Origin of the sequence: Erythrobacter sp. 3-20A1M, from assembly GCF_018636735.1 — a bacterium.
Classification (GTDB): domain Bacteria; phylum Pseudomonadota; class Alphaproteobacteria; order Sphingomonadales; family Sphingomonadaceae; genus Alteriqipengyuania.
The window spans coordinates 2,686,578-2,705,641 of sequence record NZ_CP045200.1 but is presented as its reverse complement, the minus strand read 5'-3'; the positions used below and the strand labels follow the sequence as shown (position 1 = coordinate 2,705,641).

Genomic DNA, 19,064 nt, shown 5'->3' with positions numbered 1-19,064 from the left:
TAGTCCTTAAGCCCCCTTCGCCGTGCACGGCAAGCGCGCGCTCATTGGCCCGGTGCCTCGGGAAAGGCGAGCGCGCGGTAATATTCCAGGTCATGCTCGGGCGGCGTGGTTCCGGCAGGCAGCGGCAGGTGGTTGATCGATTGCCAGTAGGCAAGCGAGGCATCGCGCCACCACTTGGCCTCGCGCTGCTGGATGTTCAGCGTTTCGGCGACAGCGCGGTATCGCTCCGGATCGACATAGGGCCGCAGGCTCCGCCAGGTTCGGGCCATCGTCTCGACCTCGGCAACACCGCGATCGTAGCGGTGGACGAGTTCGTCCCACAGCGGTCGGCCCGAGCGGGTTTCGAAGTCCCACGGCAGATGGTGGAACCACAGCAGGTAATCCTCGTCCATCGCTGCCGGGTCTTCCCACCCTTCGGCGATGGCAGGCGCGTATTGCGCGAGCGCGTCGCTGCCCGAGGCGGTGCGGTCGAAGCCGATCCCCTCGGCGTCGGCGCGGCTGTAATAGCACGGGTTCCATTCCGGCCGGGCAAGATCGCATACCCATGGACCCGGCCCGTAGTGATGCCCGGTCGCCATCTGGTGCGCGAGGCCGAGCGGGGTCATGTAATCCACCACCGCCTGTCGGCTGCGCTGCATCATCGGCACCACCCGGTTGGGAAAGGCGGGATCGCGGCTGAAGGTCTGCGCCGCCCATTCGCGTGCGATCTCGTCGCTCACCAATGCCGGGTCCCATGCCAGCCGGCCTAGCGCATACCAGTTCGCCTGATCGAAGTCGGTGCCCGACCAGTTGCGCGCGGAGCCGGTATTGGCGACCCCCGCCATCCCACCATGGGCAATCACTTGCGCAACCGTCCCGCCGCGCCCGGTCTGCGCACCCAGCACCTCGGTCCACATAGGCGCGAGATAGGCGATGCCGCTGCCCTGCCCCAGATACTCGCGCGTGACCTGCGCCTCCAGCATCAGCCGCGTGTTTGGCATCGCACCGAACAGGGGGTGGAAGGGCTCGCGCGGCTGGAAATCGATCGGGCCGTTCTTGACCTGGAGGACCACGTTGTCCGCGAATTGCCCGTCGAGCGGGGCGAATTCCTCGTAGGCCTGCTTCGCGCGATCGGTCTCGTCCTCGGCCGAATAGACGAAGGCGCGCCAGATCACCGTGCCCCGCTCGCCCAGCGCCGCCGCCAGCATGTTCGCGCCATCGGCATGGGTGCGGCCATAGTCCTGCGGCCCGGGTTGACCTTCGGAGTTCGCCTTGACCAGAAAGCCGCCGAAATCGGGGATGGCCGCGTAGATAGCTTCCGCGCGCGCCCTCCACCAGGCGCGAACCGCCGGATCCAGCGGATCGGCGGTGGCAAGCCCGCCGATGTCTCTGGGCGCGCTGAAGCGGGCGGAAATATACAGGCGGATGCCGTAGGGCCGCCATGCATCCGCCAGCCGCTTCAGCTTGGGCAGATAGCGCGGTGTGAGAAACAGCGCGCTCGCGTTGACGTTGTTCACGACCACGCCGTTGATGCCGATCGAGGCGTTGGCGCGCGCGTAGTCGATTATCCGCCGGTCGAGCACCTCGGGCAGGTGCCACCAGTCGAAGATCGAACGCCCGGCATAACCGCGCTCCACGCTGCCGTCTGGATTGTCCCAATGGTCGAGCATGCGCAGCGGCATTGCGGGCGAGGACGCCAGATCGACGGCGTGCGGATCGTTGCCGAGCGACAGATACCGCAGCAACGAGAAGGCAGCGTAAAGGCAGCCGGTGTCGCTGCCAGACCGGATCGTGATGCCTGTGTCGCTGCCGGCGATATCGTAACCGTCCCGCGCGCCTTCCACCGCGGCATTGCATTCGAGCGCTATCGCGCCCGTTCCGCCGGCGTGGAGCGGTCGTTCCATAAGCGACGACAGGCCCCGCTCCAGCTCGGCTACCGCGATGTCGACAGTATCGCTGTGCGCACCGGCGGGCCGCACGATCACCGGATCGAACCGGTCGAGCGCGGTGCGTGCTTCCCCTTCCAGCGGAGAGTAGCGCAGCCATAGATCGTAACCGTCCTCCGCCGCTGCGGGCGACACGAGGCACCACGTCGCGACGATCATCGCGCATGCGACCGTAAGTCGGTTGACAACCCCTCTCACCCTCATCATGGTAGCGCTACCACAAGGGGCCGTGCAGTCAAGCTCGCCCAGCTGGGAGAGGGATATTTCGATGCTGACCATGAAGCGCGCCGCGCTCGCCGCCGGTGCTGGACTGCTGGCTCTCGCCAGCCCTCTGGCCACTCCTGCAATCGCGCAGGCTGCCGCCACTACAACCGCCGCGAAGCCGATGCCGGATGCCCCCTACTGGAACGCCTCGCTTCCGGTCGAGCAGCGGGTGGAGGACCTGCTCCAGCGCATGACGCTGGAGGAGAAGGTCGCGCAGATGCTCAGCATCTGGCTCGAGAAGGCGGAAATCCAGAACGACGACTATAGTTTCAATGCCGAAAAGGCTTCGGCGCGCTATCCCGACGGCCTCGGTTTCTTCACCCGCCCGAGCGACAAGCTGGGCGCAGGCAGCCCGCGCGTCACCCCGCCCCGCAGCATCGCGGAAAGCATCGTCTATGTGAACGCGCTGCAAACCTGGGCGCGCGAGAACACGCGGCTGGGCATCCCGGTCCTGACGCATGAGGAGTCGCTCCACGGCCTCGCCGCGCGCGATGCGACCAGCTTCCCGATCCCGATCGGGCTCGCCTCCACATGGAATCCGGACCTCATTCGCGATGCCAATTCCCTCATCGCGGGCGAGGTTCGGGCGCGCGGCGTCCACCAGGTTCTCTCACCCGTGGTCGACGTCGCGCGCGATCCCCGCTGGGGCCGGATCGAGGAAACCTTCGGCGAGGACCCGTTCCTGGTCGGCGAGATGGGCGTGGCCGCGGTCGAGGGCCTGCAAGGCGTGGGCAAGGACCCGAAGCTGAAGCCGGGGCATGTCATGGCCACGCTCAAGCACATGACCGGGCACGGCCAGCCGCAGAGCGGGACCAATACCGGCCCTGCCGACATGGGCGAACGCGAGCTGCGCGACATCTTCTTCCCCCCGTTCCGGCAGGTGATCGACCGCACCGCGATCGACGCGGTCATGGCGAGCTACAACGAGATCGACGGAATTCCGAGCCATTCGAACAAATGGCTGCTGGACGACATCCTGCGCAAGGAATGGGGTTACAACGGCGCGATCGTCAGCGACTATTTCGCGATCGAGGAAATGGTCACCCGCCACCATATCGCCGCCGATGTGCCTGAGGCGGCCCGCTACGCGCTGGACGCCGGGGTCGACATCGATTTCCCCGACGGCGTCTCGTTCTCGACGCTGTTGCAGCAGGCGAAGGACGGCAAGGTCTCGCGCGAACGGATCGACAATGCCGTGCGCAAGATCCTGACCATGAAGTTCAATGCCGGTCTGTTCGAGCAGCCCTTCGTCACCGACACCAAGCCCGCGCTCGCCTCCAACGGGCCGAAAGGCGTCGCACTGGCGCGCAAGGCGGCGGAACAGTCGCTGGTGCTGCTGAAGAACGAAGGTGCGCTGCCCCTCGCCCTGCCTGCCAAGGCTACGGCTGCGAAGCCTACCATTGCGGTGATCGGCCCCAATGCCGACGTCGCGCGACTGGGCGGCTATTACGGCATCCCGCGCGATCCGGTGACTCCACTGGAGGGCATCCGCACGCTCGTCGGCGACCGGGCCAACATCGTCACCAGCCCCGGCGTCGTCGTCACCAAGAACGACGACTGGTGGGCAGACGAGGTCGAGCTCGGCGACCCGGCGGAAAATGCGCGCATGATCGCGCAGGCGGTCGAGACGGCGAAGGATGCGGACACGATCCTGCTTTTTATCGGCGACACCGAGCAGACCAGCCGCGAAGGCTGGGGCGACGAACATCTCGGCGATCGGTCCGACCTCGATCTAGTCGGGCAGCAGAACGATCTGTTCGATGCGCTGAAGGCGCTGGGCAAACCCGTGGTCGTGGTACTGATCAATGGGCGTCCGCCGAGCTATCCCAACGTCGCCGCCAATGCCGACGCAATCCTGGAGGCGTGGTATGCGGGCGAGCAGCAGGGCAACGCGATCGCCGATGCGCTGTTCGGGCGCGTCAATCCGGGCGGCAAGCTGCCGGTCACGGTCGCGCGCGACGTGGGCCAGGTTCCGGTATTCTACGACGCGAAGCCGAGCGCGCGGCGCGGTTATCTCTTCAGCGAGGTGACCCCGCTCTACCCCTTCGGCTACGGCCTCAGCTACACCGACTTCACCTTCGGCGCGCCGACTCTGTCGAACGCGACGATCCGCCCCGGAGAAGGTGTGACCGTGCGCGTACCCGTGACGAACAGCGGCAAGATGGCGGGCGACGAGGTGGTGCAGGTCTATCTGCGCGACGAGGTCAGCAGCGTCACGCGCCCGATAAAGGAACTGGCGGGCTTCCGCCGGATCAGCCTGAAACCGGGCGAGACGAAGCAGGTCGATATCGCCATCCGCCCGGACTCGCTTGCGCTGTGGAACCGCGAGATGAAGCATGTGGTCGAGCCGGGCGAGTTCACCATCATGGTCGGTCCGGACTCGATGGACTTGCAGGAGGTCAAGCTGACGGTGGCCGAATAATGGACCGGCGTGGCGCCATAAAGCTTCTGGCGGGCGGCAGCGCTTCGGCGCTGGCGTTTGCGCAGGCGCCCGCCGCCTTCGCCGCCGCCGGGCCGCTTTACAGGGACGCGCGCGCCCCGATCCCCTCGCGCGTGTCGGACCTGCTGGCGCGCATGACGCTGCCCGAGAAGATCGCGCAGTTGCGCGCAGCGTGGGCGCAGAAGGCGGACATGATCGAGGGGCTGGAATTCGACCCGGCAAAGGCAAGCGCGGCGTTCCCCGACGGGATCGGCCACGTCACCCGCCCTTCGGACAAGCGCGGCGTGCCGGGCATCACCGGTGCGGCGGGTGGTACTGCGGCCCGCTGGCGCACGCCAAAGCAGACCGTGGATTTCATCAACGCGCTGCAGCGCTGGGCGCTGGCGGACACACGACTGGGCATCCCCGTGCTGCTGCACGAGGAATCGCTCCACGGCTATATGGCGACCGAGGCGACCATGTTCCCCCAGGCCATCGCGCTGGCGGGCAGCTTCGACACGAACCTCATGCGCCGCGTCCAGGCGGTGATCGCGCGCGAGGTGCGCGCCCGCGGCGTGCCGCTGGTGCTCAGCCCGGTGGTCGATATCGTGCGCGATCCACGCTGGGGCCGGATCGAGGAGACTTGGGGCGAGGACCCCTATCTGTGCGCCGAGATGGGCGTCGCCGCAGTCGAGGGACTGCAGGGGCCGGGCAAGTTCGACCGGCTCGCGCCGGGCAAGGTCTTCGCCACGCTCAAGCACATGACGGGCCACGGCCAGCCCGAAAGCGGCAACAATGTCAGCCCGGCCCAGACCGCGCGGCGCGATCTGCGAGAGAATTTCTTCAAGCCGTTCCGCGAGGTCGTGCGCCGCACCTCGATCGGCGCGGTCATGCCCAGCTACAACGAGATCGACGGCATCCCGAGCCACGCCAACACATGGCTGCTGGGCGAGGTTCTGCGCGGCGAATGGGGCTTCGACGGCCTGATCGTGAGCGATTACGGCGGCGTGCACGAGCTCGCGACGCTGCATCAAGTCGCCCGCGACGAGGCGGACGCGGCGTTGCAGGCGCTGGAGGCGGGCGTGGACAGCGAACTGCCCGATGGGCAGGCCTACGCCATGCTGGCCGGCGGAGTCGCGGCTGGTAGCGTCCCGGTGGAGCTGATCGACCGAGCCTGCGCCCGCATGCTGACGTTCAAGATGCGCGCCGGCCTGTTCGAGAACCCCTATGGGGACGCTGCGCTCGCCGAGCGGATCACCGGCAATGCCGAAGCGCGCGCGCTGGCGCTTGAGGCGGCGCGCAAGGGGCTGTGCCTGCTCAAGAACGAGAACGACACCCTGCCGCTCGATCCCGCGCGGATGGGCCGGGTCGCGGTGATCGGTCCGAACCACGCGATCGCCCGGCTGGGCGGGTACTCGTCAGTCCCGAAACAGACCGTGAGCCTGATCGAGGGTCTGCGCGCGCTCGCTCCCGATGTCGATTTCACGACCGCGCAGGGCGTCTTCATCACCACCAGCGAGGATCGCTCGGTCGATGAAGTGGAGCTCGCCGAACCGGCGCGCAATCGCGAGCTGATCGCCGAAGCGGTCGCGGTTGCGCAAGCCGCCGACACGATCGTGCTCGCGATCGGCGATACCGAGCAGACAAGCCGCGAAGGCTTCGCGAAGAACCACCTCGGCGACCGAACCGATCTCGATCTGGTCGGGGAGCAGAACGAACTGGTCGATGCCCTCGCCGCGCTCGGTAAGCCGCTGGTGATCGCCGCGATAAACGGGCGACCGCCGAGCTGGCCCAACGCGGTAGCGAAGGCCGACGCGATGCTCGAATGCTGGTATCCGGGGCAGGAAGGCGGCACGGCGATGGCGGAGGCGCTGCTGGGCAGGATCAACCCCGGCGCAAAGCTGCCGGTCACCGTCGTGCGCGATGCCGGGCAGGTGCCGTTCTATTACGATCACAAGCCGAGCGCGCGGCGCGGCTATCTGTTCGACGACAAGGCCCCGCTGTTCCCCTTCGGGCACGGACTCAGTTACACCGAATTCTCGGTAAGCGCGCCCCGGACCAGCCGAGAAACCTACGCCTCCACGCAGGCGATCGAAGTCGAGGTCGAGGTCGAAAACACGGGCGAACGGGGTGGCGACGAGGTCGTCCAGCTCTACGTAACGCGCGAAGACCTGCCGATCACGCAGCCCTTGCTGGAGCTCAAGGGCATCCAGCGGGTCACGCTGGCGGCGGGCGAGCGGCGCACGCTGAGATTCGCGATCGAACCACGCCAGCTGGCGATCTGGGACCGCGAGATGAACGAAGTGAACCTGCCCGGCCCCGTGATGCTGTCGGCGGGCAACAGCAGCGCAAACCTGAAGACCGCGCAAGTGGAGATCGTATGACCGAACGCATGTTTCCGATGAGCCGCCGTGCCGCCCTGACCGGCATGGCCGCCCTGCCCCTTGCCGCCTGTGCCGCGCGTTCCGCCATGTTCAGCGGCGGTGTCGAAGCGGCGCGCTTCCCGATCCCGACTGGTGGCAGCCTGGACAGTATCGCCATGCGCGGCGGACGGCATTTCGGCAGCGCCATCGCCTCCACGCCGGGCCGGACCGACGCCGGGTCGATCCAGAACCCGCGCTATGCGGCTCTGGTGGCGACCGAATGCGGGCTGGTCGTGCCCGAGAACGAGCTGAAATGGCAGGCGACCCGCCCCGGCCCGGACCAGTACGACTTCACCCGGATGGACCAGATCGTCGCCTGGGCACAGGCGAACGACCTGGCCGTGCGCGGCCACACGCTGTTGTGGCATCGCCCGCAATGGTTTCCCCAATGGCTGAACGATTACGATTACGGTGCCAATCCGCGCGCCGAGGCCGAGCGCCTCGTGACCGAGCACATCCGCACCGTTACCGACCGCTATCGCGGGATCATCCACAGCTACGACGTCGTCAACGAGGCGATCGATCACGACACGAACCGGCCGATGGAAACGAGCCTGAGCCGCGCGATGGGCAGCCCCGAGGCGGTACTCGACCTCGCTTTCCACACCGCGCGCGAGCAGCTGCCCGACGCGCAACTGGTCTATAACGACTACATGAGCTGGGAGCCGGCGCACATCGTGGGCAACCGGCACGTGCCCGACGTGCTGCGCCTGCTGGAGGGGTTCCGCAAGCGCGGGACGCCGGTCGACGCGCTGGGCATCCAGTCGCATATCGAGATCTTCGACGTCGATCCCGCCACCGGCGTTTCTCCCTACATGGAACGCGAATGGCGCGCCTTCCTGGATGAGGTGACGGGCATGGGCTATCGTCTGCTGATTACCGAGTTCGACGTGAAGGACCGCGCTTTACCGGGGGATACTACGGTCCGCGACGCGCGGGTCGCCGATTACGCGCGGCGCTATTTCGACGTGATGCTCGAATACGGCGACTATCTCGACGACATTCTCGCGTGGGGCATGGTGGACAAGTTCAACTGGCTCCAGGATTTCGATCCGGCGAAGCGTCAGGACGGGCTGGAAGTGCGCGGCGCGCCCTACGATTCCGAATACCGGCCAAAACCGATGCGCGCCGCTATCGCGGGAGCGCTCGCCGCGGCAAGCTGACAACGCAATCTTCTGTGCGACTTGAGAGCAGCGAATCCGGATAGGGTCGCTGCTCTTTTTTTGCCCCCGGCAGCCGCGGCGCGCGAGGAGCATGCGGTCCCTAAAAAGGAAAGGGCCGCCACCCGTAGGTAGCGGCCCCTCCCCGTCCGAAGACCGAGCGCGTCAGAAATTCGCGCGCAGGATGAACGAGAACCGTCGGTCGTTCATGAAGTAGGATCGCGGCGCCAGATCCGCCGGATCGCCGGAGTAGGACTGCGACGTCCGCGTCACTTCGTTCAAAAGGTTCACGCCCTGCACACCGATCCTGAGGTCGGGTGTGATGTTGATGAAGGCCGAAGCGTCGAGCTGCCCCGTCGGTTCGTTGTAGATCGAGTAATACGGGAAGATGGCGTCCGAAGCCGTAAGCAGGAAGCGGGAACGCCAGTTGTACGCCGCCCTGACCGAGATCGGTCCCTTCTCGTAGAACCCGCCGATATTGTAGTTGTGCTTCGACAATTGCTCGAGCGGCAGATTGCCCGGCGGCACGGTCGAATTGGTCGGCACATTCCCGCCGTTGAGGAAGGAATTGGGCAGCCCCGAACTCTCGAGATACGTGTAGTTCGCATTCACACCGAACCCGTCGAGCGGTGCTGGCAGGAAATCGAACGTCTGCTGGTATGCAACCTCGACACCCTTGATCTTGCCGTATCCGTCGAAGTTCGCCGGCCCACGAACGGTCACCTCACGCTCTTCCAGCGATGCGTTGCGGATCGTTTCCTGGCGCACCGATTGATAGAAGAAGTTGTGAATGCTCTTGTAGAACGCATTGACCGTTAGCGAGCCGACGCGGGCGAAATACCATTCGAGGCTGGCGTCGAACTGCCACGCGGTCGCTGGGAGCAACGTCGGAGCCCCGGCGGTGCCGGTGAAGTTGCCCGACGTGTCGAGGCTGGCCGTGAAGTAGTTCCGAATATAGCCGTTCTCGGGCCGGGTCAGGACTTTCGATGCGGCGAGACGAAGAACGAGGTCGTCCGTAAGACCGAACCGCAGGTTCAGGCTCGGAAGCAGATAGCTGTAGTGGTTCGTGACCGCGGTGTATTCGTAACTGCCGTCGAGGAAATTCTGCAGCGCATTATACGCATCGATCCCGATGTTGCAGACGCCGCCCGGAATTGCGGTGCCGCCCCCTGCTTCAGGAGGGCGAGCCTGCGGACTACACCGCCCAGCGGTAATGACGTCGCCGGTCTGTGGGTCGATGACGCTGTTGAAGGGCGCTGCGATCCCGACGGAGTCGGGCGTGCCGGGACCACGCGAGCTGGCCGACCGCAGATCGGTCGAGACGAACCGCAGGCCGACATTGCCGGCAAAGCGGACGTTGCCCAGCAGATCGTCGCTGCCGAAGTTCACCATGCCGTAAACGGCGTAGTCCGCCTGCTTCACCGACTGAATCTCGGACGGGAGATACATCGAGCCGGGCACCGCGCCCGGTCGCCCGGCCAGTGGGTTCCACGTAGGGTCGGCACCCAGCGCGCGGGCGCGATCCTGCACCGATCGCAGATAGTCGATGGTTCCCTGATAATCGCCGGTCAGATCGCCCCCGTAGTAATAGGCTCCGGGAGGTCCCTGCGTATCGCCACGGAAGAAGTCCGGGAAATCGTAGCGCGTCTGCTGACCATCCGGGGCCGTATCGTCAAAATTGACTGGGCGGCTACCCGACCACACTTCGCTGAGCATCCCCCAGTTGTAGGTCGAATACCGCACGTCCTGGTTGCGGTCCTGGAAACGGACGCCGACCTTCGCGCGGCGAATGAAGGCATCGTCTCCGAAATCGTAGTCGAGGTCGGCGCGGAATGCGAACTGGTCGCCCTTGCTATCCTCGGCATGATCCATCGCCGCACGCCAGAACTGGAAGCGCGGATCGGTGAAATATTCGGCTTCGGTCGCGTTCCCAAGGGCGTCGCCCGGCGTCGACCAAGTGTAACCAAGGAACTGCGGCTTGTGTACGATACCGACCGGAATGTCGCCCGAGATGTCCAGTTCGTTATCCGCGAAAAGCGAACCCATCACGCTGACGTCCAGGTTCTGCTTGTGCGATGTCGCGTATTGCGCGTCCATCGACAGGTGCAGATTTTCCGTCAGCTCGTGCTGGAGGTTGAGACTGTAGTCGGCGTTTGTCGTCTCGTCTGCGACCTGCCGTCGAGCGAGCGAATATTGCGAGCCGCCGATCGGCACGAACGGCGTCAGCGCGGGGTCGCCGCGCCAGCCATTACTGGTGTCGACGATGTATCCAGACTGGAACACATTGTTCTCGTCATAGACATAGTCCGTGTACCCGCCGACCGGACACTGCGCGCGAGGGGGCGTTTCCGCATCGGGATCGCGCACCACGCCGCTCGCGTCGACGATCTGGGGACCGTTCGCGTTCTGCTGGCAGCCGATCGGATAGGTCGAATATTCGGACAGATCCGGACCGTCTTCGTAGGTGTATTCGCCCCAGTCGTTGGTGGTGTGCGAGCGGATGAATTCCGCGGTGACCTTCGTTCGCTGGTCAACGCTTTCCCATTGCAGAGCTGCGGTGACGCCGTCGCGCTTGCGGTCGAATTGCTGGGTTCGATACTGCGGTCCGGCCGGTGCCACGCGGAACGCGGCATAATCGGCGAAGCCATCGGCGCCCTCGGTGCCGAAATTGCCGCAGTTGGCATTCGCACCGGGTAACGTCATGGTGTCCGTCGGCGCTGGCAGCGGGTTGCGGCAGATGAACAGGTCGCTGGTATTGGAAAGCTGCGCCAGCTGGCCGTCGCGGGTCTGGTAGTTGGCGATCTGGACACCGTCGGAACGGCTGCGGATGCGCGAATACGCCCCGCTAACCAGGACGCCGAAGCGGCCCGCATCTGTATCCCAGGTGTTGCTGATGAGCCCGGAGATGGTGGGCGACCACTTATCCGAGAAGTCGCCGTAATTCGCCTCAACGCTTCCCGCGATATGGAAGCCGGCGCGGTCGAACGGCTTGCGCGTGTTTAGATTGACGGTACCGGCGAGACCGCCCTCGATCATCTCGGCGGTCTGGTTCTTGCTGATGATGACCGAGCCGAGCAGTTCGGACGGCACGTCTGCGAAGTTCAGGGCCTGCCCGCCAACACCCGTGGCGAAGGCCGTGCGGCCGTTGAATTCCGAACGCACGAAAGTGAGGCCGCGGACGGTCACGCCCGAACCCTCGACCGAGAAGTGATCGGGGTCGCTCGAACCGGCGAAGCGGTTGATCGCGATGCCGGGAACGCGCTGGAGAGCCTCTGTCACGGAACGGTCGGGCAGCGCGCCGATATCTTCGGCCGTGATCGCATCCACGACGGTGTCGGCGTTGCGCTTGATATTCTGCGAGTTCGCCAACTGCTGGCGAATGCCGGTGACGACGATGATGTTGCCGTCGCCGCTCTGCGTCGGGTCGGACGGGTCGGCCGCCTGCTCGGTCTCCGGCTGTGCGGAAGCGTCCTGCGCATAGGCCGCCTGCGACACGAGCAGAGCACCCAGCGTCGCCGCCGAGGCCCCGATTTTCAAAGATGTGCGGAATAGATTCAGATCGCAGCCGGATACAGCTCGATTACGGATCGCGTTGGGCACCAGGTCCTCCTCCCCATGTTAGCGCTACCATTATTTGGCAGGTCGCTATCGTTTTATCGGCACCTGCCTAATCCCCCCAAGTTTGGTTTGCAAGAGCGTTACGCCATAGTTACACCCACGGTGTTGCAATAAGGATGCAGTCGCGGGGGCGAGAGGCGTGTCGGGCTTGGATGATACCGGTAACACGGCGGTAGTGATCGTGGGCGGCGGAACTGCGGGATGGATGGCCGCAGCTGCACTCTCTCGGTTCTTTTCCGATGGTCGACGGACCATCACTCTGGTCGAATCGGATGCGATCGGTACCGTCGGTGTCGGGGAAGCGACCATCCCTCCCCTGCGCAATTTCAACGGCATGCTCGGCATCGCCGAGAACGATTTTCTGCGCGAGACGTGCGGCACGTTCAAGCTGGGGATCGAGTTCGTCAACTGGGGCAGGCAAGGCGATCGCTACTTCCACCCATTCGGCGAATACGGGCAGGATCTGCACGGCATCGCCTTCCACCAGCTCTACCTGCGCGAGCGTGCGCGGGGCGATTGCGGACCGATCGCGGACTATTCGATGAGCACCGCGGCCGCCGCCGCGGATCGCTTCGCCCGGCCCCGCCCCGACGCCCAGTCTCCGCTCGGCGAAATCCGCTATGCCTTCCAGTTCGATGCCGGTCTCTATGCCGCCTATCTGCGCCGCCTCGCCGAACGGCAGGGAACGGTGCGGCGCGAGGGGCGGGTCGTGCACGTCCATCGCGACGGCGAGAGCGGCGATGTCGTGTCCGTCGAACTCGAGGACGGCAGCCGGATAGCGGGCGACCTGTTCCTCGACTGTTCGGGCTTTCGCGGACTGCTGATCGAGGAGGAGCTTGGCACCGGATACGAGGATTGGTCGCGCTGGCTGCCGATGGACCGCGCGCTGGCGATGCCCAGCGCCGATACCGGCTCTCTCAATCCCTACACGCGCGCCACGGCGCATGGGGCGGGATGGCAGTGGCGCATTCCGCTGCAACATCGCACCGGCAATGGGCACGTCTTCTGCAGCAGCTACATGGAACGCGACGAGGCGGAACGTATCCTGCGCGAGCATGTCGAGGGGGAGCCGCTGGCCGATCCCCGGCTGCTGCGGTTCACCACCGGCATGCGCAAGCGCGCCTGGGTCCACAACGTAGTGGCGCTGGGGCTGTCCTCCGGTTTCATCGAGCCTCTCGAATCGACGGCGATCCACCTCGTGCAAAACGGCATCCAGCGCCTCTTCGCGCTGTTTCCGGACAAGCGGATCGATCCGTTGGAGCGCGACGAATACAATCGCGGAATGCGCGAACTGTACGAGGACGTGCGCGATTTCGTGATCCTGCATTACAAGGCGACGCAGCGTGACGACACGGCGTTCTGGCGCTACGTGCGCGATATGGAGGTGCCCGAGACGCTGGTCCGCAAGATGAAGCTGTGGCAGCTCCACGGCCGCGTGTTTCGCGAGAACGCGGAACTGTTCGCCCTGCCCAGCTGGGTCGCGGTAATGCTTGGCCAGAATGTCTGGCCGGACCGTCACGACCCGATCGCCGACACGCTGGACCCGGACAAGGTGGCGGGGGCGATGGCGCAGATGCGCCGGTCCTATCGCGCCGCCGCCGAGCGGCTGCCGACGCAGGAGGCGTTCCTGCGCCAGGCGGGCGCATGGCACGCGGAGGATGCGATACCGCGTGTCCAGACAGGCGCGCCCGCATGAGCGCTGCGCCGATCCGGAAGATCGTGATCGTTGGTGGTGGGACGGCGGGGTGGATGGCCGCCGCCGCACTGTCGCGCATCATCGGCGAATTGCCGGACCTTTCCATCACGCTCGTCGAAAGCGAGGCGATCGGCACCGTGGGGGTCGGGGAAGCGACCATCCCGCAGATTATCGGCTTCAACCGCCTGCTGGGGATCGACGAGAACGAATTCGTGCGCGAAACGCACGCGACCTACAAGCTGGGGATCGAGTTCGTCGACTGGCTGCGGCTGGGCCATTCCTACGTCCATCCCTTCGGCACCTACGGGCTGGACATGCTGGGAATCGAGTTTCAGCATTTCTGGCTGCGCGGGGTCGGCCTGGGGGAGGCGGCACCGCTCGACGCCTATTCGATCTCCGCCATGGCGGGAAAAGCGGGCAGAATGGAACGGCCCCGGCCCGACCAGCCCAATTCGCCCCTGTCGAAGCTGTCCTATGCCTTCCAGTTCGATGCGGCGCGTTACGCACGTTTCCTGCGCCGGCGGGCGGAGGCGCAGGGCGTGGTCCGTGTTGAAGGCCGCGTGGTCGATGTCGAGCGCAACGGCGAGAACGGCCATGTCGCCGCTGTCCTGCTCGAGAACGGGAAGCGCCTGGCGGGGGAGCTGTTCCTCGATTGCTCGGGCTTCCGTTCGCTATTGCTGGGCCAGACGCTCGGCGTCGGCTTCACCGACTGGTCGAAATGGCTGCCCTGCGATCGCGCGATCGCTGTCCCCTGCACACTCGGCGGCGATCACGAGCCGCTGACCCGCTCCACCGCCCGGCCCGCGGGCTGGCAATGGCGCATTCCGCTGCAGCACCGGATCGGCAACGGCCATGTCTATTCCTCGTCGCACATGGAGGAACAGGAGGCGCTCGACCTGCTGCTGGCCAATCTCGACGGCGAGCCGCTGGCGGAGCCCAACCGGCTGCGGTTCCTGGCGGGCCATCGCGAGAAACTGTGGGAAAAGAACGTCGTCGCCCTCGGCCTGGCGGGCGGCTTCCTCGAACCTCTCGAATCGACCGCGATCCATCTGGTGCAGTCGGGGATCGCCCGGCTCATGGCGCTGTTTCCCACCAACGCCTTCGCCGATGCCGAACGCGACCGATTCAACCGGGAAAGCGTGCGCGACTATGTCGACATTCGCGATTTTCTGGTGTTGCACTACAAGGCGACGGAGCGCGACGATTCCGAATTCTGGCGCTATTGTCGGACGCTGGAGCCGCCCGCCGGCCTCGCGGACAAGCTTGCCATGTTCGAAAGCTCGGGCCGCGTCATCCGCGAGCATAACGAGCTGTTCACCGAAACCAGCTGGCTGTCGGTCATGGCGGGACAGGGCGTAAAACCGCAAGGGTTCCATCCCGTCGCCCTGCTGCTGGACGACGAGGAGACGCGCCGCCGCCTCGGCCATATCCGGCAGGTCGTGGCCGACACCGTCTCGCGCATGCCGACGCAGGACCAGTTCCTGGAGCGCAATGGCAGCCGCATGGACCGGTCCGAGCGCGCGGTGGCATGAGCGTGCTTGCCCCCGCTCCGCCCATCGAAGAAATTGACGGACCGATCGACGCCGCCCGCCTCGAGGAAATCCGCGCCGCCGCCCGTCCGCTGGTTCTGCGCGGGCTGGTACGGGATTGGCCGCTGGTCCGCGCCGGTCGCGAGGGGGACGCCGCGGTGGTCGAGTACCTGTCGCGAAGGCCCGCCACCAGACCGGTCCGGGCCATCGCCGCCCCTGCCGAGGAAAAGGGCCGCTTTTTCTACAATCGCGACCTCAGTGGCTTCAACTTCCACGCCGCGCAAGGCGCCCTCGCGGTATTCCTCGCCGACCTGCTGAAAGCGAGCCGGATGCCCGATCCACCGGCCCTGGCGGTCCAGTCGATCGAACTGCTCGACGTCTTGCCCGATGTGGCGCGCGAGAACCGGCTCGAACTGCTGCCACAGGTGCGCGCGCGCATCTGGATCGGCAACCGCATCCGCGTCGCCCCGCATTACGATATCAAGGAAAACGTGGCCTGCTGCGTGGCCGGGCGGCGGCGCTTCACCGTCTTCCCGCCCGAGCAGATCGCCAACCTCTATCCCGGCCCGCTGGAACTGACGCCGGCCGGAACGCCGGTGAGCATGGTCGATCCGGATCAGCCCGACCTCGACGCCTATCCCCGCTTCGCCCGCGCGTGGGAAACCGCGCGCGCCGCCACGCTGGAGCCCGGCGATGCGATCTACCTTCCCTATTGCTGGTGGCACGGCGTCGAATCGCTCGATCCGGTCAGCGCGCTCGTCAATTACTGGTGGACCGAACGGCTGCCGGAGGGGATCGGTCCGGCCTACGATGCCCTGTTACACGCGATGCTGGCGTTCCGGCACCTGCCACCCGAGCAGCGCGAGGTGTGGCGCGGCATGCTGGATTACTACGTGTTCGAAAGCGAGGGCGACCCCGCCGCCCATCTTCCCGCGGCGGCGAAGGGGGTACTGGGTCCGCCCTCCCCCGGTCTGTTCGCCCGGATGCGGCAGGTCATCCGCCAGGCGCTCGGTTAGCTTCGAGCACCCGGAGCAGCCATTCGCGATAGGGCGGCGCGGCGGCGAGCGCGGCTTCCGCCTTCTCGGCGAACTCTCTCCGCGCCGCGCGGGCGACGCCATCCTGCCCTGCCCGGCTTTGCGGCGGAGTCCCCTGCGGATGGCCCAGCGCGGCAAGCAGCGCCTGCCGTTCCTCGCCAAGGAACGGTGCCTCCTCCTGAAACGGCAGGCGACCGCGCCGGGCGAACTGATCGAGCGCGATCGCAAGGCCATCGGGCAATTGCGCCGGACCGAAGACCGCCCGTGCGCGCGACGTGGCGTAATGTGTGGCCAGCGTATCGCGGACCGCCACTGCCATCAGCGCGGCGCGGCGGTTGAACTCGCGACGCTCGCCGGGGCGGATATCGCGACCCGGCAGCAGTTCCAGCAGCAGGTCGAGCTGCCGGTGCGCGAGATCGAGATTGAGGAAGCCCAGCGGCTCGAACGTCGCGGCGGCATCGCCCAGCGCGACCACATTGCCGAGCCACGCCTGCCCTGCGCACCCCGGCGCGACCGGCAGCACGATCTGCGGTTCGCCCCCCAGAGCGCGCTGCGCCGCATCCTCAGCCACGGTGTGCGTGACGCCAAGCGAGGCGCGCACGCCATCGCGCCCGGCCATCTCACTCAGCCAACCTTCGGCGCGCAGCGAGAAGCGGTCCTCCAGCGCCGCGACCGGTTCGCGCGGCGGCATGACCATGAGTGTGCGCAGGGGCAGGAAATCCGACCAGTCCTCACGCCGATAGCCGGGCACGACCGACAGCAACCGCGTTGCAGGCCCGGTGCAATCGAGGATCAGGTCGGTCGGCAGCCGCGCCCCGCTCGCCAAGGCAAGCGCGCCGAAGCCGCCCTGGCCGTTGGGCTCCCCGCCCGCGATATCGTCGGGCAGGTAGCGCACGCCGATCTGCTGCGCCGCCGCGATCAGCAGATCGCGATAGGCGGGCGGATTCCAGCGCAGGGCGTATTCCACCTTGCCGAGCGGCGATGGATCGCCGGGCGCAGGGGACGCGAAACGACCGGCATCGGCCAGCACCTCCGCCAGTGACCCGGCAGGCCGATCGACGCCCGTGCCGCTCGCCGCCCCCCCGCCCCACTCCCGGGCGAACGCCGTCTTCAGCGCGGGGTCGATCGCGGCACCATAGGCGAAGGAACCTCGGTGCCCCTCCCCGCTCCAGCCGAGATAGCGCGTGACGAGCCGGTGACTGCCCCCGGCGCGGGTCACCAGCAGTTCCTCCGGGATACCGAACCGGTCGTGCATCCGGAGCGTGAACGGCAGCGCGGTGGCGGCGTGATCGGCGAAGGCAGTCGGGTCGAGCGGAATGCCGATCACCGTCACTTCCGCCATCGGCAGCGCACGCTTCATTGCGATGGCGGCGAGCACGCCGACCTGCCCCGCCCCGGCGATGGCGATATGGCGCAGCGGTTCGCGCGCCTCGCTCATGCGGCGTCGGCCAGTCGCCCGGCCTCGCGCCGCAGGTACGCGCGGTGGTCCGGCATGGCGTCAACTTGGGCGGTGATAGCATGTCGCAGGCTGTCGAGCGCGCCCTTCACCCGTTCGGGATCGGCGATAGCGGCGCGCGGATCGTGGCGTTCGGGCAGCAATCCCTGGCCGACATAGACCGCGATCCAGCTGGCATCGTAGAACAACCCGTCCTCGTAGCGCTCGACCCGGCCGGTCTCGCGCCACAGCGCCATCTTCTCCGCCAGGCTGTCGGGGACGGTCATGGTTCGCAGGTGATTCCAGAATTCGGAATCGTCGCGCGTGGTCGCGTGGTAATGCAGGATCAGGAAATCGCGCACCCGGTCGTATTCCATGTCGACCAGCCGGTTGAACGCGGCCCGGTCGCGCGGATCGATCGCGCGGCCATCCGGGAACAGCTCGATCAGATAGGTGATCGCCATCTGCGCGAGATAGATCGAGGTCGATTCCAGCGGTTCGAGGAACCCGCTCGACAGCCCGACCCCGATGACATTGTGCGACCATGACTTGCGCCGCCTGCCGGGGCGGAAGCGGAGCACGCGCGGGTCCGCCAGTGGCTCGCCCTCCGCCGCGTTGCGGATCGCCTCGCAGGCGCGATCCTCGTCCAGATGCGCGCTCGAGAATACGTAACCATTGCCCATGCGGTGCTGCAACGGGATCTGCCAGCGCCAGCCCGCGGGCATCGCTGTGGCCGTGGTGTAAGGTCGCAAGGGCTCGCCATCGACATGGGCGCAGGGCATGGCGGCGGCGCGGTCGCAGGGCAGCCAGTGGGTCCAGTCTTCCCACTCTTCCGCCATCTCGCCGCCCAGCAGCAGCGAGCGAAAGCCGGAGCAATCGACGAAGAGGTCGCCCTCGATCCGCCGTCCGTCCTGCAGGACCAGCGCGGTTACGTTCCCGTTCTCTCCATCGCGTTCGACGCCGGTCACCAGACCTTCGTGCCGGGTGACGCCAAGCTTCAGCCCATGCTGCCGCATGAACGGGCCGAACAGCGTCGCGTCGAACTGATAGGCATAGCCATAGGTGGAACCGAGCCCTTCGCCCATCTCGGGAGGTGCGAAGCGGTTGGCGCGCGCGGCGCCCACGGCGAAGGAATAGTCGCCCAGCGACCCGGCCATGCCCCGCCGCTGCATTTCCAGCCAATAATGGTGGAAGCCGACATCGGCGACCTTCTCTCCGAACGTGCCGAAGGGGTGGATATAGCTTTCGCCGATGCGCCCGAAATCGCGGAAATCGATCCCGAGCTTGTAGGTCGCATGGGTCGCCTTCATGAACGCAGCTTCGTCGATGCCGAGCCGTTCCACGAAGCCGCGAATATGCGGCAAGGTCGCCTCTCCGACGCCGATGATACCGATATCGTCGCTTTCGACCAGCTCGACTGTCGCGAGGTCGGGCAACAGCGCCGCGATACCGGCCGCCGTCATCCAGCCGGCAGTGCCGCCGCCGAGTACGACGACGCGAACGGGCTCGCGGGGCTTTTGCGTCATCGGGTCAGGCTAGGCCGCCGGGCGGGTACGTACCA

The 19,064-nt window shown here is 66.4% G+C and carries 10 protein-coding genes; 6 read left to right on the top strand and 4 right to left on the bottom strand.

Annotated features, from left to right (window positions below):
* Nucleotides 1-41: 41 nt before the first annotated feature.
* Nucleotides 42-2,084 (bottom strand): alpha-glucuronidase, encoded by a 2,043-nt coding sequence (locus F7D01_RS13115; protein WP_251566869.1) that lies wholly within the window; start codon nt 2,082-2,084, stop codon nt 42-44.
* Between the two features lie 118 nt (nt 2,085-2,202).
* On the opposite strand from F7D01_RS13115, the gene F7D01_RS13110 reads away from it, so the two are divergent.
* From F7D01_RS13110 to F7D01_RS13100, 3 genes are read left to right on the top strand one after another with little or no spacing between them, the layout of a single operon-like run.
* Entirely contained in the window at nt 2,203-4,611 is a 2,409-nt protein-coding gene (locus F7D01_RS13110) for a glycoside hydrolase family 3 N-terminal domain-containing protein (protein ID WP_215229823.1), read from the top strand.
* Nucleotides 4,611-6,992 (top strand): glycoside hydrolase family 3 N-terminal domain-containing protein, encoded by a 2,382-nt coding sequence (locus tag F7D01_RS13105; protein WP_215227911.1) that lies wholly within the window; start codon nt 4,611-4,613, stop codon nt 6,990-6,992. The genes F7D01_RS13110 and F7D01_RS13105 overlap by 1 nt, the downstream gene beginning before the upstream one ends.
* The gene (locus F7D01_RS13100; RefSeq protein ID WP_251566865.1) at nt 6,989-8,194 is read left to right on the top strand and encodes an endo-1,4-beta-xylanase; all 1,206 of its coding nucleotides are present in this window, start codon (nt 6,989-6,991) and stop codon (nt 8,192-8,194) included. The genes F7D01_RS13105 and F7D01_RS13100 overlap by 4 nt, the downstream gene beginning before the upstream one ends.
* Before the next feature lie 162 nt (nt 8,195-8,356).
* Here the strand turns inward: F7D01_RS13100 and F7D01_RS13095 are convergent, their stop codons facing one another.
* Nucleotides 8,357-11,728, bottom strand: coding sequence for a TonB-dependent receptor (locus F7D01_RS13095; protein ID WP_251566863.1), 3,372 nt, complete (start codon nt 11,726-11,728; stop codon nt 8,357-8,359).
* Between the two features lie 229 nt (nt 11,729-11,957).
* On the opposite strand from F7D01_RS13095, the gene F7D01_RS13090 reads away from it, so the two are divergent.
* From F7D01_RS13090 to F7D01_RS13080, 3 genes are read left to right on the top strand one after another with little or no spacing between them, the layout of a single operon-like run.
* Entirely contained in the window at nt 11,958-13,505 is a 1,548-nt protein-coding gene (locus F7D01_RS13090) for a tryptophan halogenase family protein (protein ID WP_256443706.1), read from the top strand.
* Entirely contained in the window at nt 13,502-15,037 is a 1,536-nt protein-coding gene (locus tag F7D01_RS13085; protein ID WP_215227910.1) for a tryptophan halogenase family protein, read from the top strand. Before F7D01_RS13090 ends, F7D01_RS13085 begins: the two co-directional genes overlap by 4 nt.
* Entirely contained in the window at nt 15,034-16,050 is a 1,017-nt protein-coding gene (locus tag F7D01_RS13080) for a cupin-like domain-containing protein (RefSeq protein WP_215227909.1), read from the top strand. The genes F7D01_RS13085 and F7D01_RS13080 overlap by 4 nt, the downstream gene beginning before the upstream one ends.
* Here the strand turns inward: F7D01_RS13080 and F7D01_RS13075 are convergent.
* Nucleotides 16,028-17,506 carry a tryptophan 7-halogenase gene (locus tag F7D01_RS13075; protein ID WP_215227908.1) on the bottom strand — a complete coding sequence of 493 codons (1,479 nt, stop codon included), beginning with the start codon at nt 17,504-17,506 and terminating at the stop codon, nt 16,028-16,030. The genes F7D01_RS13080 and F7D01_RS13075 overlap by 23 nt on opposite strands.
* On the bottom strand, nt 17,503-19,029 hold the full coding sequence (locus F7D01_RS13070; RefSeq protein WP_215227907.1) for a tryptophan halogenase family protein: 1,527 nt from the start codon (nt 19,027-19,029) through the stop codon (nt 17,503-17,505). Before F7D01_RS13070 ends, F7D01_RS13075 begins: the two co-directional genes overlap by 4 nt.
* Nucleotides 19,030-19,064: the final 35 nt, after the last annotated feature.

What these genes read in the sequence shown, in the direction of transcription:
- F7D01_RS13105 (WP_215227911.1), top strand. Translation starts at nt 4,611, where the DNA reads ATGGACCGGCGTGGCGCCATAAAGCTTCTGGCGGGCGGCAGCGCTTCG.
- F7D01_RS13080 (WP_215227909.1), top strand. Translation starts at nt 15,034, where the DNA reads ATGAGCGTGCTTGCCCCCGCTCCGCCCATCGAAGAAATTGACGGACCG.
- F7D01_RS13075 (WP_215227908.1), bottom strand. Translation starts at nt 17,506, where the DNA reads ATGAGCGAGGCGCGCGAACCGCTGCGCCATATCGCCATCGCCGGGGCG.
- F7D01_RS13070 (WP_215227907.1), bottom strand. Translation starts at nt 19,029, where the DNA reads ATGACGCAAAAGCCCCGCGAGCCCGTTCGCGTCGTCGTACTCGGCGGC.
- F7D01_RS13100 (WP_251566865.1), top strand. Translation starts at nt 6,989, where the DNA reads ATGACCGAACGCATGTTTCCGATGAGCCGCCGTGCCGCCCTGACCGGC.
- F7D01_RS13085 (WP_215227910.1), top strand. Translation starts at nt 13,502, where the DNA reads ATGAGCGCTGCGCCGATCCGGAAGATCGTGATCGTTGGTGGTGGGACG.
- F7D01_RS13110 (WP_215229823.1), top strand. Translation starts at nt 2,203, where the DNA reads ATGAAGCGCGCCGCGCTCGCCGCCGGTGCTGGACTGCTGGCTCTCGCC.
- F7D01_RS13115 (WP_251566869.1), bottom strand. Translation starts at nt 2,084, where the DNA reads ATGATCGTCGCGACGTGGTGCCTCGTGTCGCCCGCAGCGGCGGAGGAC.